Raw genomic sequence first — 14,605 nt, 5'->3', positions numbered from 1 at the left:
TCAGCGCGCCAGCACGAGCGCGCCGACGGCGGCCACCAGCAGCGCGCCCGCGGTGATCGCGACGACCACCGACCCGTGCGGCGGCCCGGGTCGGGGACGACGCAGCGCCAGCCACCGCCGCTCGCCCAGGATGCACGCAGCCAGCACCAACACCCCGATTCCACTGGCGACGATCGCGGCGGGCAGCACCGGCCAGTGCATCAGCAGCCCGCGGGACAGCAGCAGCGTGACGCCGACGAGGCCGGTCAGCGACCGCACCCAGGACAGCGCCGTGCGCTCGGCGGCCAGCCCCGGCGGGCGCCGCTGGGCCGTCACTGATCCGCGCCGAGGACGACGACCAGGACGAGTAGCGCCGCGCCGACCGCGAGCAGCGCGGCGAGCACCCTCGGGTAGAGGGAAGCGGGCAGGTCGCGGCCGGACCGCATGTGCTGCTCGATCCGGACCCAGCGGACCGCCGCGTGCACGGCGGTGGCGGCGCCGAGGATCAGCAGAACGGCGGCGATCGTGACGCGCAACGCCGGTGGGCCCAGGTCCGGCAGCAGTTGGTCGACCGCGAGCCCACCGCCCACCAGGGCGAGCGCGGTGCGGATCCAGGCGAGGAACGTCCGTTCGTTCGCCAGCGTGAAGCGGTAGTCGAGTTCGTCCCCCGGATCGGTAGGCCTTGTTTCGTCGGCCTGGCGTAGTCGCACGTCATCGGCCATCGCCATACCTCCGGACTCGGGGCGAGTTTGAACTTACCCGCGCGGCGGGAACCTAGGTCCGAGGAGGGCCACCCGTTCTGCCGGTACTTCGGTGCCGGCGACTTAGTCCGCAAGGGCACGCGGTGGCTCTCCCCTTTTGTGCTCCTGCTGTCCGGAATTCCTTTGTGTTGACAGCTCTAGCGATCACCTGTCAGAGTTTTCTGACATATGGAAGAACTCACCGAACCCACCGGCGACGAGCTGCTGCTGATGCTGAGCGCACTGGCGAACCCGCATCGGCTCCGCATCGTGGCAACGCTCGCTGCCGGGCGGAACTACGTCAGCCGGCTTGCCCGCGAGATGGGCATGAGCAGGCCGTTGCTGCACATGCACCTGCAGCGGCTGGAGGCCGCCGGGTTGGTGTCGGGCCATCACGAGGTCTCGGAGGACGGAAAAGCGATGAGATACGTCGAGGTGACGCCATTCGCCCTGCGGCTGACCCCAGGGCAGATCGCGGCCGCCGCCCGCACGCTCAGCGGCCCCGCCGACGAGGGGCGGTGAGGCGTCGATGGAGTGGCCGGTAGCCATCGTCGCCTGCGGGGGCTTCCTGCTCGCCGCCGTGATCGCCTGGCAGATCTTCGCCACCGGGCGGGTCGCGGTGATCCACGGCATCCGGAAGGAGATCGCGGTGGACCTGAAGAAGGAGAACGCGGAGGCGCTCGAGGAGTTCCGCGCGACGCTCGCCGAATTAGTGGCGGGGCAGCGCGAGATCGCCGAGGGCGTCACCGAGGTACGCGCGCGGGTCGCGGCGATCGAGAAGCTCCTGCGCGACGTGGGCTGACCCCGAAAGTGCACGCGGCGGCTGCCACCGCCGCGTCCGCACCGAACAAAAGCAGTGGGTCGTCGGGCTGCCACCCGACGACCCACCCAGCGGAACTCCCATTCCACTGAAGGAGAGCCATGAACTCCCCACCGAAGTATGCCCCGCAGCAGGTCGACGACGCGTCGGCCGGCGGCACCGACCGGAAGTCGCGCCTGCGGATCGGCAAGTGGTTCGTCGTCCTGTTCTGGGTGGTCGTGCTGATCGGCGCAGGCCCGTTCGCGGGCAAGGTCTCCGAGGTCGAGGACAACAGCGTCACGTCGTTCCTGCCCCGGGAGGCGCAGTCGACCCGGGTCGCCGAACTGCTGCCCCGCTTCCAGCAGGACGACCTGCTGCCGGCCGTCGTCGTCTACGCCCGTGACGGCGGGCTCACGGCGGCGGACCGGACGGCGATCACCGCCGACCGCTCGGCTCTGGAAGCCCTCGGCACCGGAGGCATCGAGGGTCCGATCCCGTCGGACGACGGGGCCGCACTGATGTACGTGGTGCCGGTCAGCAACAACGACGACCCGCTTGGCGCCGTCGAACGCATGCGGGACCGGGTCGCCGACTCCGCGCCGGACGGCGTCGACGTGCACGTGGCCGGAGCGGCGGGCAACCTCTACGACTCGGTCTCGGTCTTCGACGACCTCGACGCGAACCTGTTGCTCGCCACCGTCGGCGTGGTCACGCTCCTGCTGCTGCTGACCTACCGCAGCCCGGTGCTGTGGATACTGCCGCTGCTGGCGGTCGGGTTCGGCAGCCAGCTGGCGACCGCGGTGGTGTATCTGCTGGCGAAGCACGCCGACCTGCCGGTCAACGGGCAGAGCGGCGGCATCCTCACCGTGCTGGTGTTCGGCGCGGGCACCGACTACGCGCTGCTGCTGATCTCGCGCTACCGCGAGGAGTTGCGTCGGCACGCCGACCGGCACGCCGCGATGGCGACCGCGCTCCGCCGGACAGCGCCGGCCGTGCTGGCGTCCGCGGGCACCGTGGTCGTGGGTCTGCTCTGCCTGCTGGCCGCCGACCAGAACTCGACCCGGAGCCTGGGCGCGACCGGCGCGGTCGGCGTCGCCTGCGCGGCGATCGTGATCCTGACGCTGCTCCCGGCGCTGCTCGTCATCGTCGGCCGCTGGGCGTTCTGGCCGCTGGTGCCCCGGGTGGGGAGCGAGCCCGTCCGTGGCCGGCTGCTGAGCTGGGACACCGTCGCCGCGGCCGTCGGCCGCAGGCCGCGCCTGCTCTGGATGTCCGCGGCCGTGTTCCTGGTCGCGCTGACGCTCGGCCTGACCACGATGACGCTCGGCGCGAGCGACGCCGAGCAGTACAAGACGCCACCGGACTCGGTCCGCGGGCAGGAGCTGGTGGCGAAGCACTACCCGGCAGGCGCCACCGAGCCGACCCAGATCGTCGCGGCGGCAGGCTCGGCCGACGCGGTGGTCGCCGCCGCACGCTCGACCGACGGCGTGGCCCGGGTGGATGCGGTGGTGCGCGGTGGTGAGCTGGTGCTGGTCCCGGTCGTGCTGACCGACGCGCCGGACAGCGACGCTGCCGAGAAGACCGTGCAGCGGCTCCGCTCCGCGCTCGCCGAACTGCCCGAGGCGGACGCCGCGGTCGGCGGCCGGACGGCGTCGACGCTCGACACCAGGGAGACCGCCGCCAGGGACCGGTGGGTGGTTATCCCGCTTGCGCTGGTGGCGATCGCGCTGATCCTGATCGCGGTGCTGCGCTCGCTCGTCGCGCCGCTGCTGCTGATCGTCACCAACGTGCTGTCGTTCCTGGCCGCGCTGGGTGGCACGGCGTTGATCCTGAAGTCGGTCTTCGACGTCAGCGCGGTCGACTACTCGCTGCCGCTGCTCGGGTTCCTGTTCCTGGTCTCGCTCGGCGTCGACTACAACGTCTTCCTGATGACGCGGGTGCGCGAGGAGGTCGCGAGCCGCGGGCACCGCGAGGGCGTGCTGGTCGGGCTCAGTACCACCGGCGGAGTGATCACCAGCGCCGGTCTGGTGCTGGCGGGCACGTTCGCGGTCTTCCTCGGGATGCCGCTGGTCGGGATGCTCGCGATGGGCCTACTGGTGGCCGTCGGGGTCTTGCTCGACACGCTGCTGGTCAGGACGCTGTTGGTACCGGCGTTGGCACTCGACGTCGGCCGGGCGACCTGGTGGCCCAAGCAGCCGTAGTAGGTGAGCCGGGGCAGCAACACGTCGGTAACCCGGCCGTGGCAGGCTGAGTGATGTCGCTGGTCAGGATGGGGGTTGGGATGCTGCTACGGGTTCGGGTCTCGCTGCCGGACCGGCCCGGCGCGCTCGGTGCCGTCACCCGTACTCTCGGTTCGGCCGGTGCCGACATCCTGCAGGTGACGGTGCTGGAGAGCGTGTCCGGCCGGGCGCTGGACGAGTTCACGGTGTCGGTGGCGAACCCGGCGGTCCGCGACCGGGTCTCCGCCGGGCTGGAAGCGGCGCCGGGCGTCCGGGTCGAGGGCATCTGGGAGACCGTCGAGCCGCCGGGAGCGTTCCCCGACCTGGTGGTCCTCTCGCAGGTCGCGGTGAACCCCGGACGCGGGCTGGCCACGCTGGTCGACGCCGCTCCTGCGCTGTTCAGCGCGGAGTGGGCGGCGCTGGTGGAGACCGACCCGTCGCCGAGCGTGGTCACGGCGAGCTGGCAGGCGCCCGCCGAGCCCCCGCTTCCCGCGCTGACCCCGCTCCGGCCGCGGACGGTCAGCCTGCCGGGCGGCACGCACCTGGCGGCGACGCCGTTCGACGGGACGTCGACCGTGCTGGTGATCGCCCGCGACCACGCGCCGGCGTTCCACGAGGTCGAGTTGACGCGGCTGACCGTGCTGGCCGACATCGTCGGTGCGATCGTGGGCAAAGCCGTCGTTTCTCGCTGACAAAGAACAGACCGCCCCGGCCTGCACTCCGGGGCGGTCTGTTCGTCAGGGGTGGTCAGCCACCCACGTACGGGGTGATCAGCTTGCAGACCGGCTGCTTCGCGGTGCTCGGGTCGAGCGCGTTGAGGATCAGCTGGAACGCGACGCTGTCGTAGGTGATCGCGAGGTGCTCCGAGGCGTCCAGGATGCAGACGTCCTGCAGCAGGATGTTCGTGATCTGCTTGCTCGCCTTCTGGGCGTCGGTCGCGATCAGGAACGCGTTCTGCGGGGGCGTGACGACCTGGTCACCGTTGGTCTGGATGACCGTGTACTTCACGGTGTCGTTCACGCAGACGTCCTGGGCCGGGCCGGTCGAGCAGGTGGCCAGCTTCTGCTGGACCGCCGAGCCCTCGATCTGGTCGAAGGCACCGTCGACGACGCCGCCGTTCTCGGTGACCGTGGAGCCGAGCCCGATCGCCTTGCCGAGGTTCCCCAGGCCCCACAGCGTGGTGCCGTGATTGGACGGGGAGAGGCCGATCAGCTTGTTGATCTTCGAACCACCGTTGAGGAATTTGATGTACCAGCGCGGCATCATTCCGCCCTGCGAATGACCGACGATGTCGACCTTCGGCGCTCCGGTCACCTGGAGGACCTTGTCGACGACGCGAGCCAATTCCTTGGCGTTCGACGGAACGGCGTCGGTGCCCTGGAACGCGGCGTTGTCGTCCCCACCGTAGTTGAACGTGTAGACGCAATACCCGGCATTCTTCAAGTACGGCGAAAGGGCTCGCCAGTTGTCGTTCTGGTTCTCCCACGTTCCGTGCGCGAGGAGGACCGGGACCGGGTGCTGCGACGACGTGCACTTGGCCGGCAGCTTCCCGTCGGCGTTGCGGGAGACCGTGATCGCCCCCGGCGGGGCCTGCTGGTAGTTGCCGATGTTCGGCAGGAATTCGGCCAGCCAGTTGTAGTTCACCGGCAACGGAGCGGCCTGGGTGGGCTGGGCTCCGGCTAGCAGAGTCGCGGTGGCGCCGAGCGCAGCTATCATCGAGCCGAGCAGCTTGCGACGCATTTGAGTACCTCCGTGGCGTATTAGGCGGGGGCAAATTAACACCACGTAAATGCAGTCGCAATACTGATCGAATTGACAACAGTGCTGGTCAGGAATTGTTTCCCGAGCGCGTTCGGGCCGACTCTTTATCGGTTCGCCGGTGAGCGCGCGCGCCGGATTGTTCATCCGGGTGACAAGCCGGAGGGCCCGCTGGTACACATCCTGCCTCTGTCCCAATTTCAGTTGGCTGCCGGCGATCGTTGCTTCAGACTCGAGGTGGAACGGTCGGCAGATCCAGAATGGACCAACTACGGAGAGTGTCGATCCGGCCTGTGTTCTGCGCCATGAAATTGTTGTCGTTCGGTTGACATCGTTTTCGCTTGCCAGCGGTTGGATGGGGTGGGGGAGTTCACGTCCCCCCGGGGGTGTCCCCGGGGTTCGGTCGGGTACTTCGCCAGGGCTAGAACCAGTGGGATCCCTGACGCACTCGGGCATGGTCCGCGAGCACGATGGGCGCATGCCGGACGAGAACCGTCCGGGAAGCCGAGGAGGGATTCGGATGAGCGTGATGACGCCGGTACTGGACGGCACCGCCCGGCCAGTGCGTCGGCCGCGCCCGACCCGGCGCCCGGTCGCGTCCCCGCGGGTTCCGGAGCGAGTGGCGACTGCCACGGTGGCGACGGCACCCCGCCCGGCCACTGTGGAGCGGATTGCCTACCGTAAGTACACGCCGGCTCCGGGCGAGCGTGCCTGGATGGTTCTCGCCCACCTCTCCGGGGTGGTGTCGAGCGTGGCCGGCCCGCTGGTGATCTCCCGCGTGATCGGCGAGCGGTCGCTCTACGTCCGCGAGCAGGCGCTGGCCGCGGCGAACTTCCAGCTCGCGTTCCTGGCCGCGCTGGCGCCGACGCTGCTCCTCGGCGTCCTGACGTTCGGGCTCGCGGCGCTGTTCCTGGTGCCGCTGGTGCTCGCCTGGCTGCTCACGACCGTGCTCGCCGCGTTCTCCGCCGCCGGTGGGGAGCGCTACCGCTACCCGGTCGGCTTAGCGCTCCTGCGCTGATCCGCACGACAAAGACGACTCGAGGGCGGCCCCATCCGAACGGATGTGGGCCGCCCTCGCGTCGCTCCCGCACCGCGGCTACTCGGCCGCGGTAGACCGGAATCAGCTCCGGCCGCCGATCGATTCAGGCTGATCGGCTCGCGTGGTGGAACCGCGCGTCAGCGGGAGTAGAACTCGACGACGAGCTGCTCGTTGCAGGTGATCGGGATCTCGGAGCGCAGCGGATCGCGCAGCACCCGAGCGGTCAGCGTGCTCACCGAGACGTCGAGGTACGGCGCGGTCGGGCCGGAGCCGACGTGCGCGCCTGCGGCGGCGGTCACGAACGGCGTCATCGGGCGGCTGCGCTCGTGCACCTGGATGACGTCGCCCTCCTCCACCCGGTACGACGGCCGGTCGACACGACGCCCGTTCACCGTGATGTGCCGGTGCGTGACGAACTGGCGAGCCTGGTAGATCGTCCGGGCGAAGCCGGCGCGCAGCACCGTGGCGTCGAGCCGACGCTCGAGCAGCGTGACCAGCACGTCACCGGTCTTGCCCGCGCGGTTCTTGGCCGCCTCGTCGAAGACGCGGCGTAGCTGCTTCTCGCCGACGTCGTACTGGAAGCGCAGCCGCTGCTTCTCCCGGAGCCGCAGCGAGTAGTCGCTCTGCTGGCGGCGACGGCGGCCGTGGTCGCCGGGCGGATACGGACGTCGCTCGAAGTACTCCACGCACTTCGGCGTGAGCGGGATCCCCAGCGCCCGCGACAGCCGGACCTTCGGCCGGGACTTGTTCATCGATCACCCTTCTGGGTTAGGCTCCACTAACTAAGGTGAGCCTAACCGTAATTTGGAGGCGTGATGGAACCGACCCCGGCGGAGATCGCCCGGACGCTGGCGGCCGGACACCTACCGGCCCGGATCCGGACCGAGTGCGGGCCGGGCGGTGGTTCCTCCGCGTCGAGCGCGACCGAGTTCGCGGTGACCCACGTGACCGACCGCATGGGACGCGTCCTGCTGCTCCTGGCCGAGGACAGCCCGGTGGACCGTGCACTGCGTCCGGTGGCCGCGGACGGTGACGCGGTGGCGCAGCTGATGGTCGCCGACCGGCAGCCGGTTTCGGGTAGCCCGTGGCGCGGGCGGATCACGATGTCGGGCTGGGCCACGCGGCTGACCGGCATCGCGGCGCACCGCACCGCGATGGATTTCGCCGAGGTCAACGCGGTGGGCGAGCTGCTTGACGTCGGCCGGGGGAGCGTCCTGTACCGACTCGACCTGGCCGAGATCGAGTGGGCGACGCCGGGTTACGACGCGGAGGACACCGGTCCGGACGGGCTCCGCCGGGTCGACGTGGACGTCGACGCGTTCCTGGACGCCGAGCCCGACCCGTTCGGCCCCGACGAGCAGAAGCTCCTCGCCGACCTCGCCGACCACCACGACGACCTGCTCGCCGAACTCTGCGCGCAGGCACGGGAGACCGCGGTCCCCGGTGCCCGCAGCGCCAGGGCGCTCCGGCTCGACCGCTACGGGCTCACGCTCGGCGTCGACGTCGCGGGGGAGGAGCGCTGGATCCGCGCCGGCTTCCGGCACCCGATCAGCGACCTCAAGGAGCTGGCCGAGGTGTTCCACCTGCTTGCCTGCTGTCGCTGCCGTCCGGAGTCGCACACTCACGCGTACTGAGGTCAACTGTTCACGGAATGTCCACGCCGTCCTGTCGGCTGTTCCTTCCGTCCGCGGTGGCGCGCGCGTTACACCTCCCGCATGCCTCCACGTGTACTCGTCTCCGCGCCCGCTGCAGCCGGGCCGGCAGCGCTCGTCGGCCCCGGCCGCACACCGGGGTACTCGGTGGTCCTCGCGACCGAACCGGCGGAGGTCCGTGCCGCCCAGGAACTGCGGTACCGCGTCTTCGCCGACGAATTAGGCGCGGAGATCGACGGATCCGGGGTGGACGCCGACCGTTTTGACCCGCTCTGTGACCACCTTCTGATCCGCGATGACCGCACCGGTGCGTGCGTCGGCACCTATCGCATGCTCCCGCCCGGCCGTAGCGCCGAGCTCTACTCCGATGGAGAGTTCCGGCTCGACCGGCTCGCCGCATTGCGTCCGGAACTCGTCGAGGCCGGTCGCTCCTGCGTCGACCCGGAGCACCGCACCGGCGCCGTGATCGGGCTGATGTGGGCGGGCATCGCCCGCTACCTCCACCTCGCAGGCCACCGCTGGCTGGCCGGCTGCGCCTCGGTGTCGCTGGCCGACGGAGGGAAAGCGGCGGCCGCGACCTGGGGCGTCGTCAGCGCGAAGCACTTCGCGTCGGACGCCTACCGCGTCGAACCGCGGCAGCCGTGGCCCGTCCGCTCCGACGTCGCCCCGCGGACGTCGCTGGTTCCGCCGCTGCTCCGCGGTTACCTGCGCCTCGGGGCCAAGGTCTGCGGGCCGCCCGCCCACGACCCCGCGTTCGGCACCGCGGACTTCTTCGTCCTGCTCTCGCTCGCCGACGCTGACCCGCGCTACCTGCGGCGATTCCTCGGGGCCGACACGTGATGCCGGCGTGGGCGCCCTACTCGCCGTGCGCGGTTCGCTGCCTCGGCACCGACGAGGAGCGGATCTCGGTGCCCGCGGCCGTGCTGCGGCTGGTCGCCGTGGTCGGGGTGCTGTTCGCCGCGCTCCTGCTCGCCGTGTTCTACCCGCTGCTGCCCGCCGACCGACGCGCCGACGTCGTCCGGGGCTGGTGCCGGATCCTGCTGTGGACGCTCGACATCCGGGTCGCGGTCGACTCGCCCGCCCGGGCACCGGCGGGTGCGCTCGTCGTCGCGAACCACATCTCCTGGCTGGACGTCATCGTGCTCGGCGCGGTGCGACCCGGACGCATGGTGGCGAGGGCTGACCTGCGCGAGTGGCCGCTGATCGGGACGGTGGCCGCCCGCGCCGGAACGATCTTCATCGACCGGCAGCGCCTCTCCACGCTGCCCGGAACGGTCGCCGACGTGCGGAGCGCGCTGCGGTCCGGCGCCCGGGTGCTGGCGTTCCCGGAGGGCACCACCTGGTGCGGCGCCGCGTCCGGCCGGTTCCGCCCGGCGCTGTTCCAGGCGGCGATCGACGCCGGTGCGCCGGTGGAGCCGGTGACGCTGCGCTATCGGATCGGCGACCGGCTGTCCACCGCGCCGGCGTTCGTCGGCGACGACCCGCTCGTCACGTCGATCTGGCGGGTCGTGCGTGCTCGGGCGCTCGTGGCCGACGTCCGCTGCCACGCGGAACTCCCGCCGACCGGCGGGCGCCGAATGCTCGCCACGGCCGCGTCGACGCTGGTCTCAGGCGTCGATCGGCCAGGTGTGCACGGGCGCGTTGGAGTGCATGTGGTCCAGGTACTCGACGGTCATCCGGCGTAGCGCCTCGTCGCGGTCGAGCCCGGATCGCTCCAGCCGTTCGACGGTGGCGATCTGCCAGTCCGAGCCGGTCCGGTGGGTCAGGCACCGCCCCTCGATGATGTTGAGCAGCCGGTCCCGTTCGTCCGCCGACACACCCCAGGCGTCCAGGCCTTCGGCCGCCAGCGGCAGCAGGTGGCGCAGCACCAGCTCGGAGATCGGGACTTCACCCGCCCCCGGCCAGTACTGCCGTCCGTGGATCCCGTCGCGGGCACCGGCCTGGAAGTTCTCCCTGGCGGCCGCGAACGACATCTGGCTCCAGACCGGCCGCTCCGAATCCACCAGCGCCCGGATCAGGCCGTAGTAGAACGCCATGTTCGCCGCAATGTCGACCACGGTCGGGCCACCCGGCAGGACCCGGTTCTCGACCCGCAGGTGAGGGCAGCCGTCGACCACCGCGTACACCGGACGGTTCCAGCGCCAGACCGTGCCGTTGTGCAGCGTCAGCTCGCCGAGCTTCGGCGTCCCGCCGGAGTCGAGCACCGCGACCGGGTCTTCCTCCTCGCACAGCGGCAGCAGCGCCGAGAAGTAGCGCGAGTTCTCCTCGAACAGGTCGAACACCGAGGTGATCCACCGTTCGCCGAACCACACCCTCGGCCGGACGCCCTGCGCTTTCAGCTCGGCCGAGCGGGTGTCGGTCGCCTGCTCGAACAGCGGTATCCGGGTCTCGGCCCAGAGCCGGCGCCCGAACAGGTACGGCGCGTTCGCCCCGAGCGCGACCTGGGCACCGGCGATCGCCTGCGCGGCGTTCCAGTAGGACCCGAACGTGGCCGGGCTCACCTGCAGGTGGAACTGGACGCTCGTGCACGCGCCCTCCGGCGCGACGCTGTCCGCGTAGGTGTCCAGCCGCTCGACGCCGTCGATCCGGATCGGCAGGTCCTCACCGCGCGCGGCGAAGATCTGCTCGTTCAGCAGGCGGTAGCGCTCGTTCGCCGACAGCGTCTCCAGGCTGACGTGCGACTCGCGCAGCGTCGGCAGGATGCCGATCAGCGCGAGGTGGGCGCCGACCGTCTGGGCCCGATCGTTGGCGTGGTTCAGCGCGTCCCGAACTTCCTTCTCCAGCGCACCGGGCCCGTTCGCGCCGATCCGCCGGGGCGGCATGTTGATCTCCAGGTTGAACTGGCCGATCTCGGTGGCCCACTGGTCATCGGCGATCGCGCTCAACACTTCCGCGTTCCGCATGGCGGGCCGACCCGCGTCGTCGACGAGGTTGAGCTCGATCTCCAGCCCGGACAGCGGCCGGTCGAAGTCGAAGCGGGACTCGGCCAGCATCCTGGCGAGAACGTCCAGACAGGCCCGGACCTTCTCGCGGTAGCGGCGGCGGTCGTCACGAGTGAATTCGACCGCCGGTACGTCCCGACCCATGCGGCTCTCCTCGGTCAGGGGGCATCGGTCTCACTCAGCAAGTACCCGTTGTCGATCACGGGGAACGCGTGATGTAGCCCTCGCTACGGAACCAATACACCCGGGTAACCCGTTGCGAAGTGGGAATGCCGCATCGGGTGAAAGGTGTGCAGCACGTGGCAGAAATGGTCCCCGCTCTGGCCGGCGGGAGCGCGCGCGAACCCCACGAACTCACCGGGCTGTCCGGCTGGGTGGTGGACGTCGTGGAGCTTCTGGGCCCGTTCGGCGTGGGCCTCCTGGTGCTGCTGGAGAACCTGTTCCCACCGGTGCCCAGCGAGATCATCCTGCCGCTCGCCGGGTATCTGGCGGGCACCGGCCGGATGGACGTGAGGACGGTGATCATCGCGGCGACGGTCGGCTCGGTGCTGGGCGCGCTGGCGCTCTACGCGCTGGGCGCCTGGCTCGGCGACGCGCGGATTCGGGCCTTGCTGCGGCGACTACCCCTGATGCACGAGAGCGACCTCGACCGAGCGCAGGGCTGGTTCGACCGACACGGTGGAACTGCGGTGCTGATCGGTCGGATCATTCCCGTCGTTCGAAGCCTGATCTCGATTCCGGCCGGGGTACAGCGGATGCCGCTGTGGCGGTTTGTGCTCTATACGACGATCGGCAGTGGCGTCTGGAACACGATTTTTGTCGTGCTCGGCTACCAGCTCGGCAGCCGGTGGAGCACGGTGGGTGACTACAGCGATCTTCTCAACGCCGTCGTGATCGGTGCGATCGTGCTGGCTGTGGCCTGGTTCGTCGGCAAACGCACGCTGGCGGCGCGCCGGGCGCGCGCTCACTCCGATCGCTGAACACGGTCCGTAAGGATCGACGCTGGTCAGGCCGGATCCCGCTGCTGTGCAGCGGTAGTGCGTCGCACAGTTTTGAACACGCGTCACACGTCGGTGCCAAGCACTCCAGTGAGCCTGGACGATCATGTTTGGATAGAGCGTATGGCCCACGGCGAAGAGCAGAACCTGTTCACCCTCAGCGATCCGGCGTCCGCCGAGGTCACGTTCGACCTCGCTCTCCGCGGATACGACCGGCGTCAGGTCGATCGGTACATCGCCCAGCTCGAGAGCGAACTCTCGCAGTTCGCCGCGCGCCGGGACGATGCGCTGGCCCAGAATCATGCGCTCGCCGCGCAGGTGACCGAGCTGCAGAACCAGATCGTGGACGTCCAGCGACGGCCCACCGTCGATAAACCCTCGTACAAGCATCTCGGTACGCGCGTCGAACAGATCTTCGCCATGGTCGAAGACGAAGCGGCCGAGATCCGTCAGCGGGCCGAGGCCGAGGCGAACCAGATCCGGGCCAAGGCCGACCAGGACATCGAGGCGGTCAAGGCCGGGGTCGAGAAGGCGTTCGCGGAGCGGCGCGAGGCCATTGAGGCGGAGTACGCCCAGAAGACCGCGCACGCCGACAAGCTGGTGGTCGAGGCCGAGCAGCAGGCCGGTGTGCTGCGGCAGGAAGCCACCCAGATCCGCGCCGAGGCCGACCGCGAGGTCGAGGAACTGCGCGAGCGGACGAAGGCCGACGCCCGCCGCGTTCAGGACGACGCCAGCCAGTTCTCCGCCCGGGTGCGCGGAGAAGCCGAGAAGCACGCCGCGGACGTCCTGGCCAAGGCCGACGCGCAGTCGGCGGACGTCCGGCGCAAGGCCGACGAGGCCGCTCGGGCCGCCACCGACGCGGCCCGCCGCCAGGCCGAGCAGGCGATCACGAACGCGCGCGCCGAGGCCGAGTCGATCCGCTCGAAGGCGAAGACCGAAGCCGAGCAGACCGTCGCCGAGGCGCGCCGGATCGTCGCCGAGCTCGACAACCGGCGGAAGCAGATCAAGCAGGAGATCACCCGGCTGCGGGAGGCCGTGGCGCGGCTCACCGGTGGGAGCGGCGGGTTGTTCGGCGAGGACGACGCCGACGACACGTTAGAGCGAGAAGCTCCGGAGCAGCCGTCCGGCGTGGCGTCCCCCTCGGCGACCACGCAGCGCTTGGCTGTTCCCGGCCCGGGCGGCGCCCCCCAGCCCCAGCCCCAGCCCCAGCCGGGTCAGGCGGCGGCTCCGAACAACGGCGTCGGTCCGCACCCGAACGCCCCCGGGGTCGCTGCCCAGCCGCCGCGGGTCAGCGCCGAGAGCTGACCCACACGAACGGACGCCGAGCCAGTGCAGGCTCGGCGTCCGTTCGTGTGTGCGGCAGCGGGCTCAGTTGGCGAGCTCGCCTTCCTCGTCGAGGTCGAATTCGCCGCCGTTCACGCCGGCGAGGAACGCGTCCCACTCCGCCTGGGTGAACAGCAGCACGGCGTCCGGATCGGTGGAATCGCGCACGGCGATCTGGTCACCGACGAACGCCACCTCGACGGTCGGACCGTCGTCGTCCGCGCTGCGCGAGCTGCGCAGCCACTCGGCGGCGGAGAGGTCGACCTGGGGCATTTCTCCTCCGGTTCTGCACTCCCTGTAATCAGGGAAGGGAGCTGACGCGCAGAGGGTACACCGTCGATCACACCTCTGGTGCGCACCGCAGCGGCTCCGGCCGGACCGCTGCCATGAGTAGTTGAACAACGCGGGACCGGACGTCGGGAACCCCATCTACCAGGTACGGGACGAGTGTTCTTCGGCCCACCACTGGCCACGGGAACCTCGTCCGCACCCGTGACTGCGATGGGCGCGGAACTCGACCCGGCCGCCGTGCTCGCGGAGGTGTTCCCGCCAGATCCGGCGGTGCTTCCGATGCTTAGCGTGAAACACCAGCGTCAGCGCCAGGAACCCGAGCGGCCACGCCGGCCAGAAGAAGCCGGCGCCGGCGATCGCCCAGATCCCGATCAGCACCACGCTGACGACGCCCACGAACGTGAAGTGGCGCAGGAGGTCGTCGCGGTCGGTGCGACGCTCCCTGGCCTGCTCCTCCGGGTCCGGCGGGATCAGACCGCGGCCGCCGTTGGGAAGGTCGGCGACGAGCGGCGCCAGCTCGTCCCGGAACTGCGACTGGTAGCAGGCGGCCATCCGCTCGTCGGCCTCGTCGAGCGTCAGGAGCCCGGCCTCGGCGGCGGCGCGGAGGATCGAGGCGATGCGCTCCCGTTCAGCCGACGACGACCGGATCCGACCGGGGCCCGGATGCTCGGCATCGAATCGGGGCGGTTCGCCGCGCGGGTCATCGGACGGGGGCCGTGGGGTCTGGTCGGCGGGCATGTCTGTCTCCGTTCGTCCGGCCGGCTGGATGGGGTGCTTGCCGACACTTCTCATGGTCAGCCGGGCGGGAGCGGATTGCGTCGGCTGCTGGGCTGCCGTCGCACTGCGCCGCTGGGCGCAGTGCGGGCGG

17 protein-coding genes are annotated in these 14,605 nt (G+C 70.5%); 10 read left to right on the top strand and 7 right to left on the bottom strand.

Annotation, left to right across the window (positions count from 1 at the left end; genetic code table 11):
• Both BUB75_RS08470 and BUB75_RS08465 read right to left on the bottom strand, forming a co-directional pair.
• Entirely contained in the window at nucleotides 1–315 is a 315-nt protein-coding gene (locus BUB75_RS08470; protein WP_073253889.1) for a DUF202 domain-containing protein, read from the bottom strand.
• Entirely contained in the window at nucleotides 312–707 is a 396-nt protein-coding gene (locus tag BUB75_RS08465) for a YidH family protein (RefSeq protein WP_425430868.1), read from the bottom strand. Before BUB75_RS08465 ends, BUB75_RS08470 begins: the two co-directional genes overlap by 4 nt.
• Before the next feature lie 201 nt (nucleotides 708–908).
• Here BUB75_RS08465 and BUB75_RS08460 point away from each other — a divergent pair, with 201 nt between their 5' ends.
• From BUB75_RS08460 to BUB75_RS48085, 4 genes are all read left to right on the top strand, one after another.
• Nucleotides 909–1,241, top strand: coding sequence for an ArsR/SmtB family transcription factor (locus BUB75_RS08460; RefSeq protein ID WP_073253885.1), 333 nt, complete (start codon nucleotides 909–911; stop codon nucleotides 1,239–1,241).
• A gap of 7 nt (nucleotides 1,242–1,248) precedes the next feature.
• Nucleotides 1,249–1,521, top strand: a complete 273-nt coding sequence (locus BUB75_RS08455) for a hypothetical protein (RefSeq protein WP_073253881.1) — start codon at nucleotides 1,249–1,251, stop codon at nucleotides 1,519–1,521.
• A 119-nt stretch (nucleotides 1,522–1,640) separates the two neighbouring features.
• A complete protein-coding gene (locus BUB75_RS08450) occupies nucleotides 1,641–3,716 on the top strand; it encodes an MMPL family transporter (protein WP_073253878.1) in 2,076 nt (691 codons plus the stop codon).
• Nucleotides 3,717–3,796: 80 nt separating this feature from the next.
• The gene (locus tag BUB75_RS48085; RefSeq protein ID WP_073253875.1) at nucleotides 3,797–4,426 is read left to right on the top strand and encodes an ACT domain-containing protein; all 630 of its coding nucleotides are present in this window, start codon (nucleotides 3,797–3,799) and stop codon (nucleotides 4,424–4,426) included.
• A gap of 55 nt (nucleotides 4,427–4,481) precedes the next feature.
• On the opposite strand, the gene BUB75_RS08440 is transcribed toward BUB75_RS48085, so the two are convergent.
• The gene (locus BUB75_RS08440; protein WP_073253871.1) at nucleotides 4,482–5,474 is read right to left on the bottom strand and encodes an esterase/lipase family protein; all 993 of its coding nucleotides are present in this window, start codon (nucleotides 5,472–5,474) and stop codon (nucleotides 4,482–4,484) included.
• 538 nt (nucleotides 5,475–6,012) lie between these two features.
• On the opposite strand from BUB75_RS08440, the gene BUB75_RS08435 reads away from it, so the two are divergent.
• Nucleotides 6,013–6,510: a DUF4870 domain-containing protein gene (locus BUB75_RS08435; RefSeq protein ID WP_073253868.1), complete on the top strand. Its 498-nt coding sequence runs from the start codon at nucleotides 6,013–6,015 to the stop codon at nucleotides 6,508–6,510.
• 158 nt (nucleotides 6,511–6,668) lie between these two features.
• Here BUB75_RS08435 and rpsD read toward each other — a convergent pair whose 3' ends face one another.
• A complete protein-coding gene (gene rpsD, locus BUB75_RS08430) occupies nucleotides 6,669–7,283 on the bottom strand; it encodes a 30S ribosomal protein S4 (RefSeq protein ID WP_073253864.1) in 615 nt (204 codons plus the stop codon).
• Between the two features lie 63 nt (nucleotides 7,284–7,346).
• Here rpsD and BUB75_RS08425 point away from each other — a divergent pair, with 63 nt between their 5' ends.
• From BUB75_RS08425 to BUB75_RS08415, 3 genes are all read left to right on the top strand, one after another.
• Nucleotides 7,347–8,165: a DUF2470 domain-containing protein gene (locus BUB75_RS08425; RefSeq protein WP_073253861.1), complete on the top strand. Its 819-nt coding sequence runs from the start codon at nucleotides 7,347–7,349 to the stop codon at nucleotides 8,163–8,165.
• Nucleotides 8,166–8,246: 81 nt separating this feature from the next.
• The gene (locus tag BUB75_RS08420; protein ID WP_073253858.1) at nucleotides 8,247–9,023 is read left to right on the top strand and encodes a GNAT family N-acetyltransferase; all 777 of its coding nucleotides are present in this window, start codon (nucleotides 8,247–8,249) and stop codon (nucleotides 9,021–9,023) included.
• A complete protein-coding gene (locus tag BUB75_RS08415; protein ID WP_073253855.1) occupies nucleotides 9,023–9,868 on the top strand; it encodes a lysophospholipid acyltransferase family protein in 846 nt (281 codons plus the stop codon). The genes BUB75_RS08420 and BUB75_RS08415 overlap by 1 nt, the downstream gene beginning before the upstream one ends.
• On the opposite strand, the gene BUB75_RS08410 is transcribed toward BUB75_RS08415, so the two are convergent.
• Nucleotides 9,791–11,269, bottom strand: coding sequence for a glutamate-cysteine ligase family protein (locus tag BUB75_RS08410; protein ID WP_073253851.1), 1,479 nt, complete (start codon nucleotides 11,267–11,269; stop codon nucleotides 9,791–9,793). The genes BUB75_RS08415 and BUB75_RS08410 overlap by 78 nt on opposite strands.
• A 164-nt stretch (nucleotides 11,270–11,433) precedes the next feature.
• On the opposite strand from BUB75_RS08410, the gene BUB75_RS08405 reads away from it, so the two are divergent.
• Entirely contained in the window at nucleotides 11,434–12,105 is a 672-nt protein-coding gene (locus BUB75_RS08405; protein ID WP_073253848.1) for a DedA family protein, read from the top strand.
• Between the two features lie 141 nt (nucleotides 12,106–12,246).
• Nucleotides 12,247–13,428: a DivIVA domain-containing protein gene (locus BUB75_RS08400; protein WP_073253845.1), complete on the top strand. Its 1,182-nt coding sequence runs from the start codon at nucleotides 12,247–12,249 to the stop codon at nucleotides 13,426–13,428.
• A 63-nt stretch (nucleotides 13,429–13,491) separates the two neighbouring features.
• Here the strand turns inward: BUB75_RS08400 and BUB75_RS08395 are convergent, their stop codons facing one another.
• The gene (locus BUB75_RS08395; RefSeq protein WP_073253841.1) at nucleotides 13,492–13,719 is read right to left on the bottom strand and encodes a DUF397 domain-containing protein; all 228 of its coding nucleotides are present in this window, start codon (nucleotides 13,717–13,719) and stop codon (nucleotides 13,492–13,494) included.
• A gap of 156 nt (nucleotides 13,720–13,875) precedes the next feature.
• Nucleotides 13,876–14,475, bottom strand: coding sequence for a DUF1707 domain-containing protein (locus BUB75_RS08390; protein WP_073253838.1), 600 nt, complete (start codon nucleotides 14,473–14,475; stop codon nucleotides 13,876–13,878).
• Nucleotides 14,476–14,605: the final 130 nt, after the last annotated feature.

Source organism: Cryptosporangium aurantiacum (assembly GCF_900143005.1).
GTDB lineage: Bacteria > Actinomycetota > Actinomycetes > Mycobacteriales > Cryptosporangiaceae > Cryptosporangium > Cryptosporangium aurantiacum.
This window is presented reverse-complemented; position numbering and strand designations above follow the sequence as displayed.

What these genes read in the sequence shown, in the direction of transcription:
- BUB75_RS08465 (WP_425430868.1), bottom strand. Translation starts at nt 707, where the DNA reads ATGGCGATGGCCGATGACGTGCGACTACGCCAGGCCGACGAAACAAGG.
- BUB75_RS08460 (WP_073253885.1), top strand. Translation starts at nt 909, where the DNA reads ATGGAAGAACTCACCGAACCCACCGGCGACGAGCTGCTGCTGATGCTG.
- BUB75_RS08455 (WP_073253881.1), top strand. Translation starts at nt 1,249, where the DNA reads ATGGAGTGGCCGGTAGCCATCGTCGCCTGCGGGGGCTTCCTGCTCGCC.
- BUB75_RS08450 (WP_073253878.1), top strand. Translation starts at nt 1,641, where the DNA reads ATGAACTCCCCACCGAAGTATGCCCCGCAGCAGGTCGACGACGCGTCG.
- BUB75_RS48085 (WP_073253875.1), top strand. Translation starts at nt 3,797, where the DNA reads ATGCTGCTACGGGTTCGGGTCTCGCTGCCGGACCGGCCCGGCGCGCTC.
- BUB75_RS08440 (WP_073253871.1), bottom strand. Translation starts at nt 5,474, where the DNA reads ATGCGTCGCAAGCTGCTCGGCTCGATGATAGCTGCGCTCGGCGCCACC.
- BUB75_RS08435 (WP_073253868.1), top strand. Translation starts at nt 6,013, where the DNA reads ATGAGCGTGATGACGCCGGTACTGGACGGCACCGCCCGGCCAGTGCGT.
- rpsD (WP_073253864.1), bottom strand. Translation starts at nt 7,283, where the DNA reads ATGAACAAGTCCCGGCCGAAGGTCCGGCTGTCGCGGGCGCTGGGGATC.
- BUB75_RS08425 (WP_073253861.1), top strand. Translation starts at nt 7,347, where the DNA reads ATGGAACCGACCCCGGCGGAGATCGCCCGGACGCTGGCGGCCGGACAC.
- BUB75_RS08420 (WP_073253858.1), top strand. Translation starts at nt 8,247, where the DNA reads ATGCCTCCACGTGTACTCGTCTCCGCGCCCGCTGCAGCCGGGCCGGCA.
- BUB75_RS08415 (WP_073253855.1), top strand. Translation starts at nt 9,023, where the DNA reads ATGCCGGCGTGGGCGCCCTACTCGCCGTGCGCGGTTCGCTGCCTCGGC.
- BUB75_RS08410 (WP_073253851.1), bottom strand. Translation starts at nt 11,269, where the DNA reads ATGGGTCGGGACGTACCGGCGGTCGAATTCACTCGTGACGACCGCCGC.
- BUB75_RS08405 (WP_073253848.1), top strand. Translation starts at nt 11,434, where the DNA reads ATGGTCCCCGCTCTGGCCGGCGGGAGCGCGCGCGAACCCCACGAACTC.
- BUB75_RS08400 (WP_073253845.1), top strand. Translation starts at nt 12,247, where the DNA reads ATGGCCCACGGCGAAGAGCAGAACCTGTTCACCCTCAGCGATCCGGCG.
- BUB75_RS08395 (WP_073253841.1), bottom strand. Translation starts at nt 13,719, where the DNA reads ATGCCCCAGGTCGACCTCTCCGCCGCCGAGTGGCTGCGCAGCTCGCGC.
- BUB75_RS08390 (WP_073253838.1), bottom strand. Translation starts at nt 14,475, where the DNA reads ATGCCCGCCGACCAGACCCCACGGCCCCCGTCCGATGACCCGCGCGGC.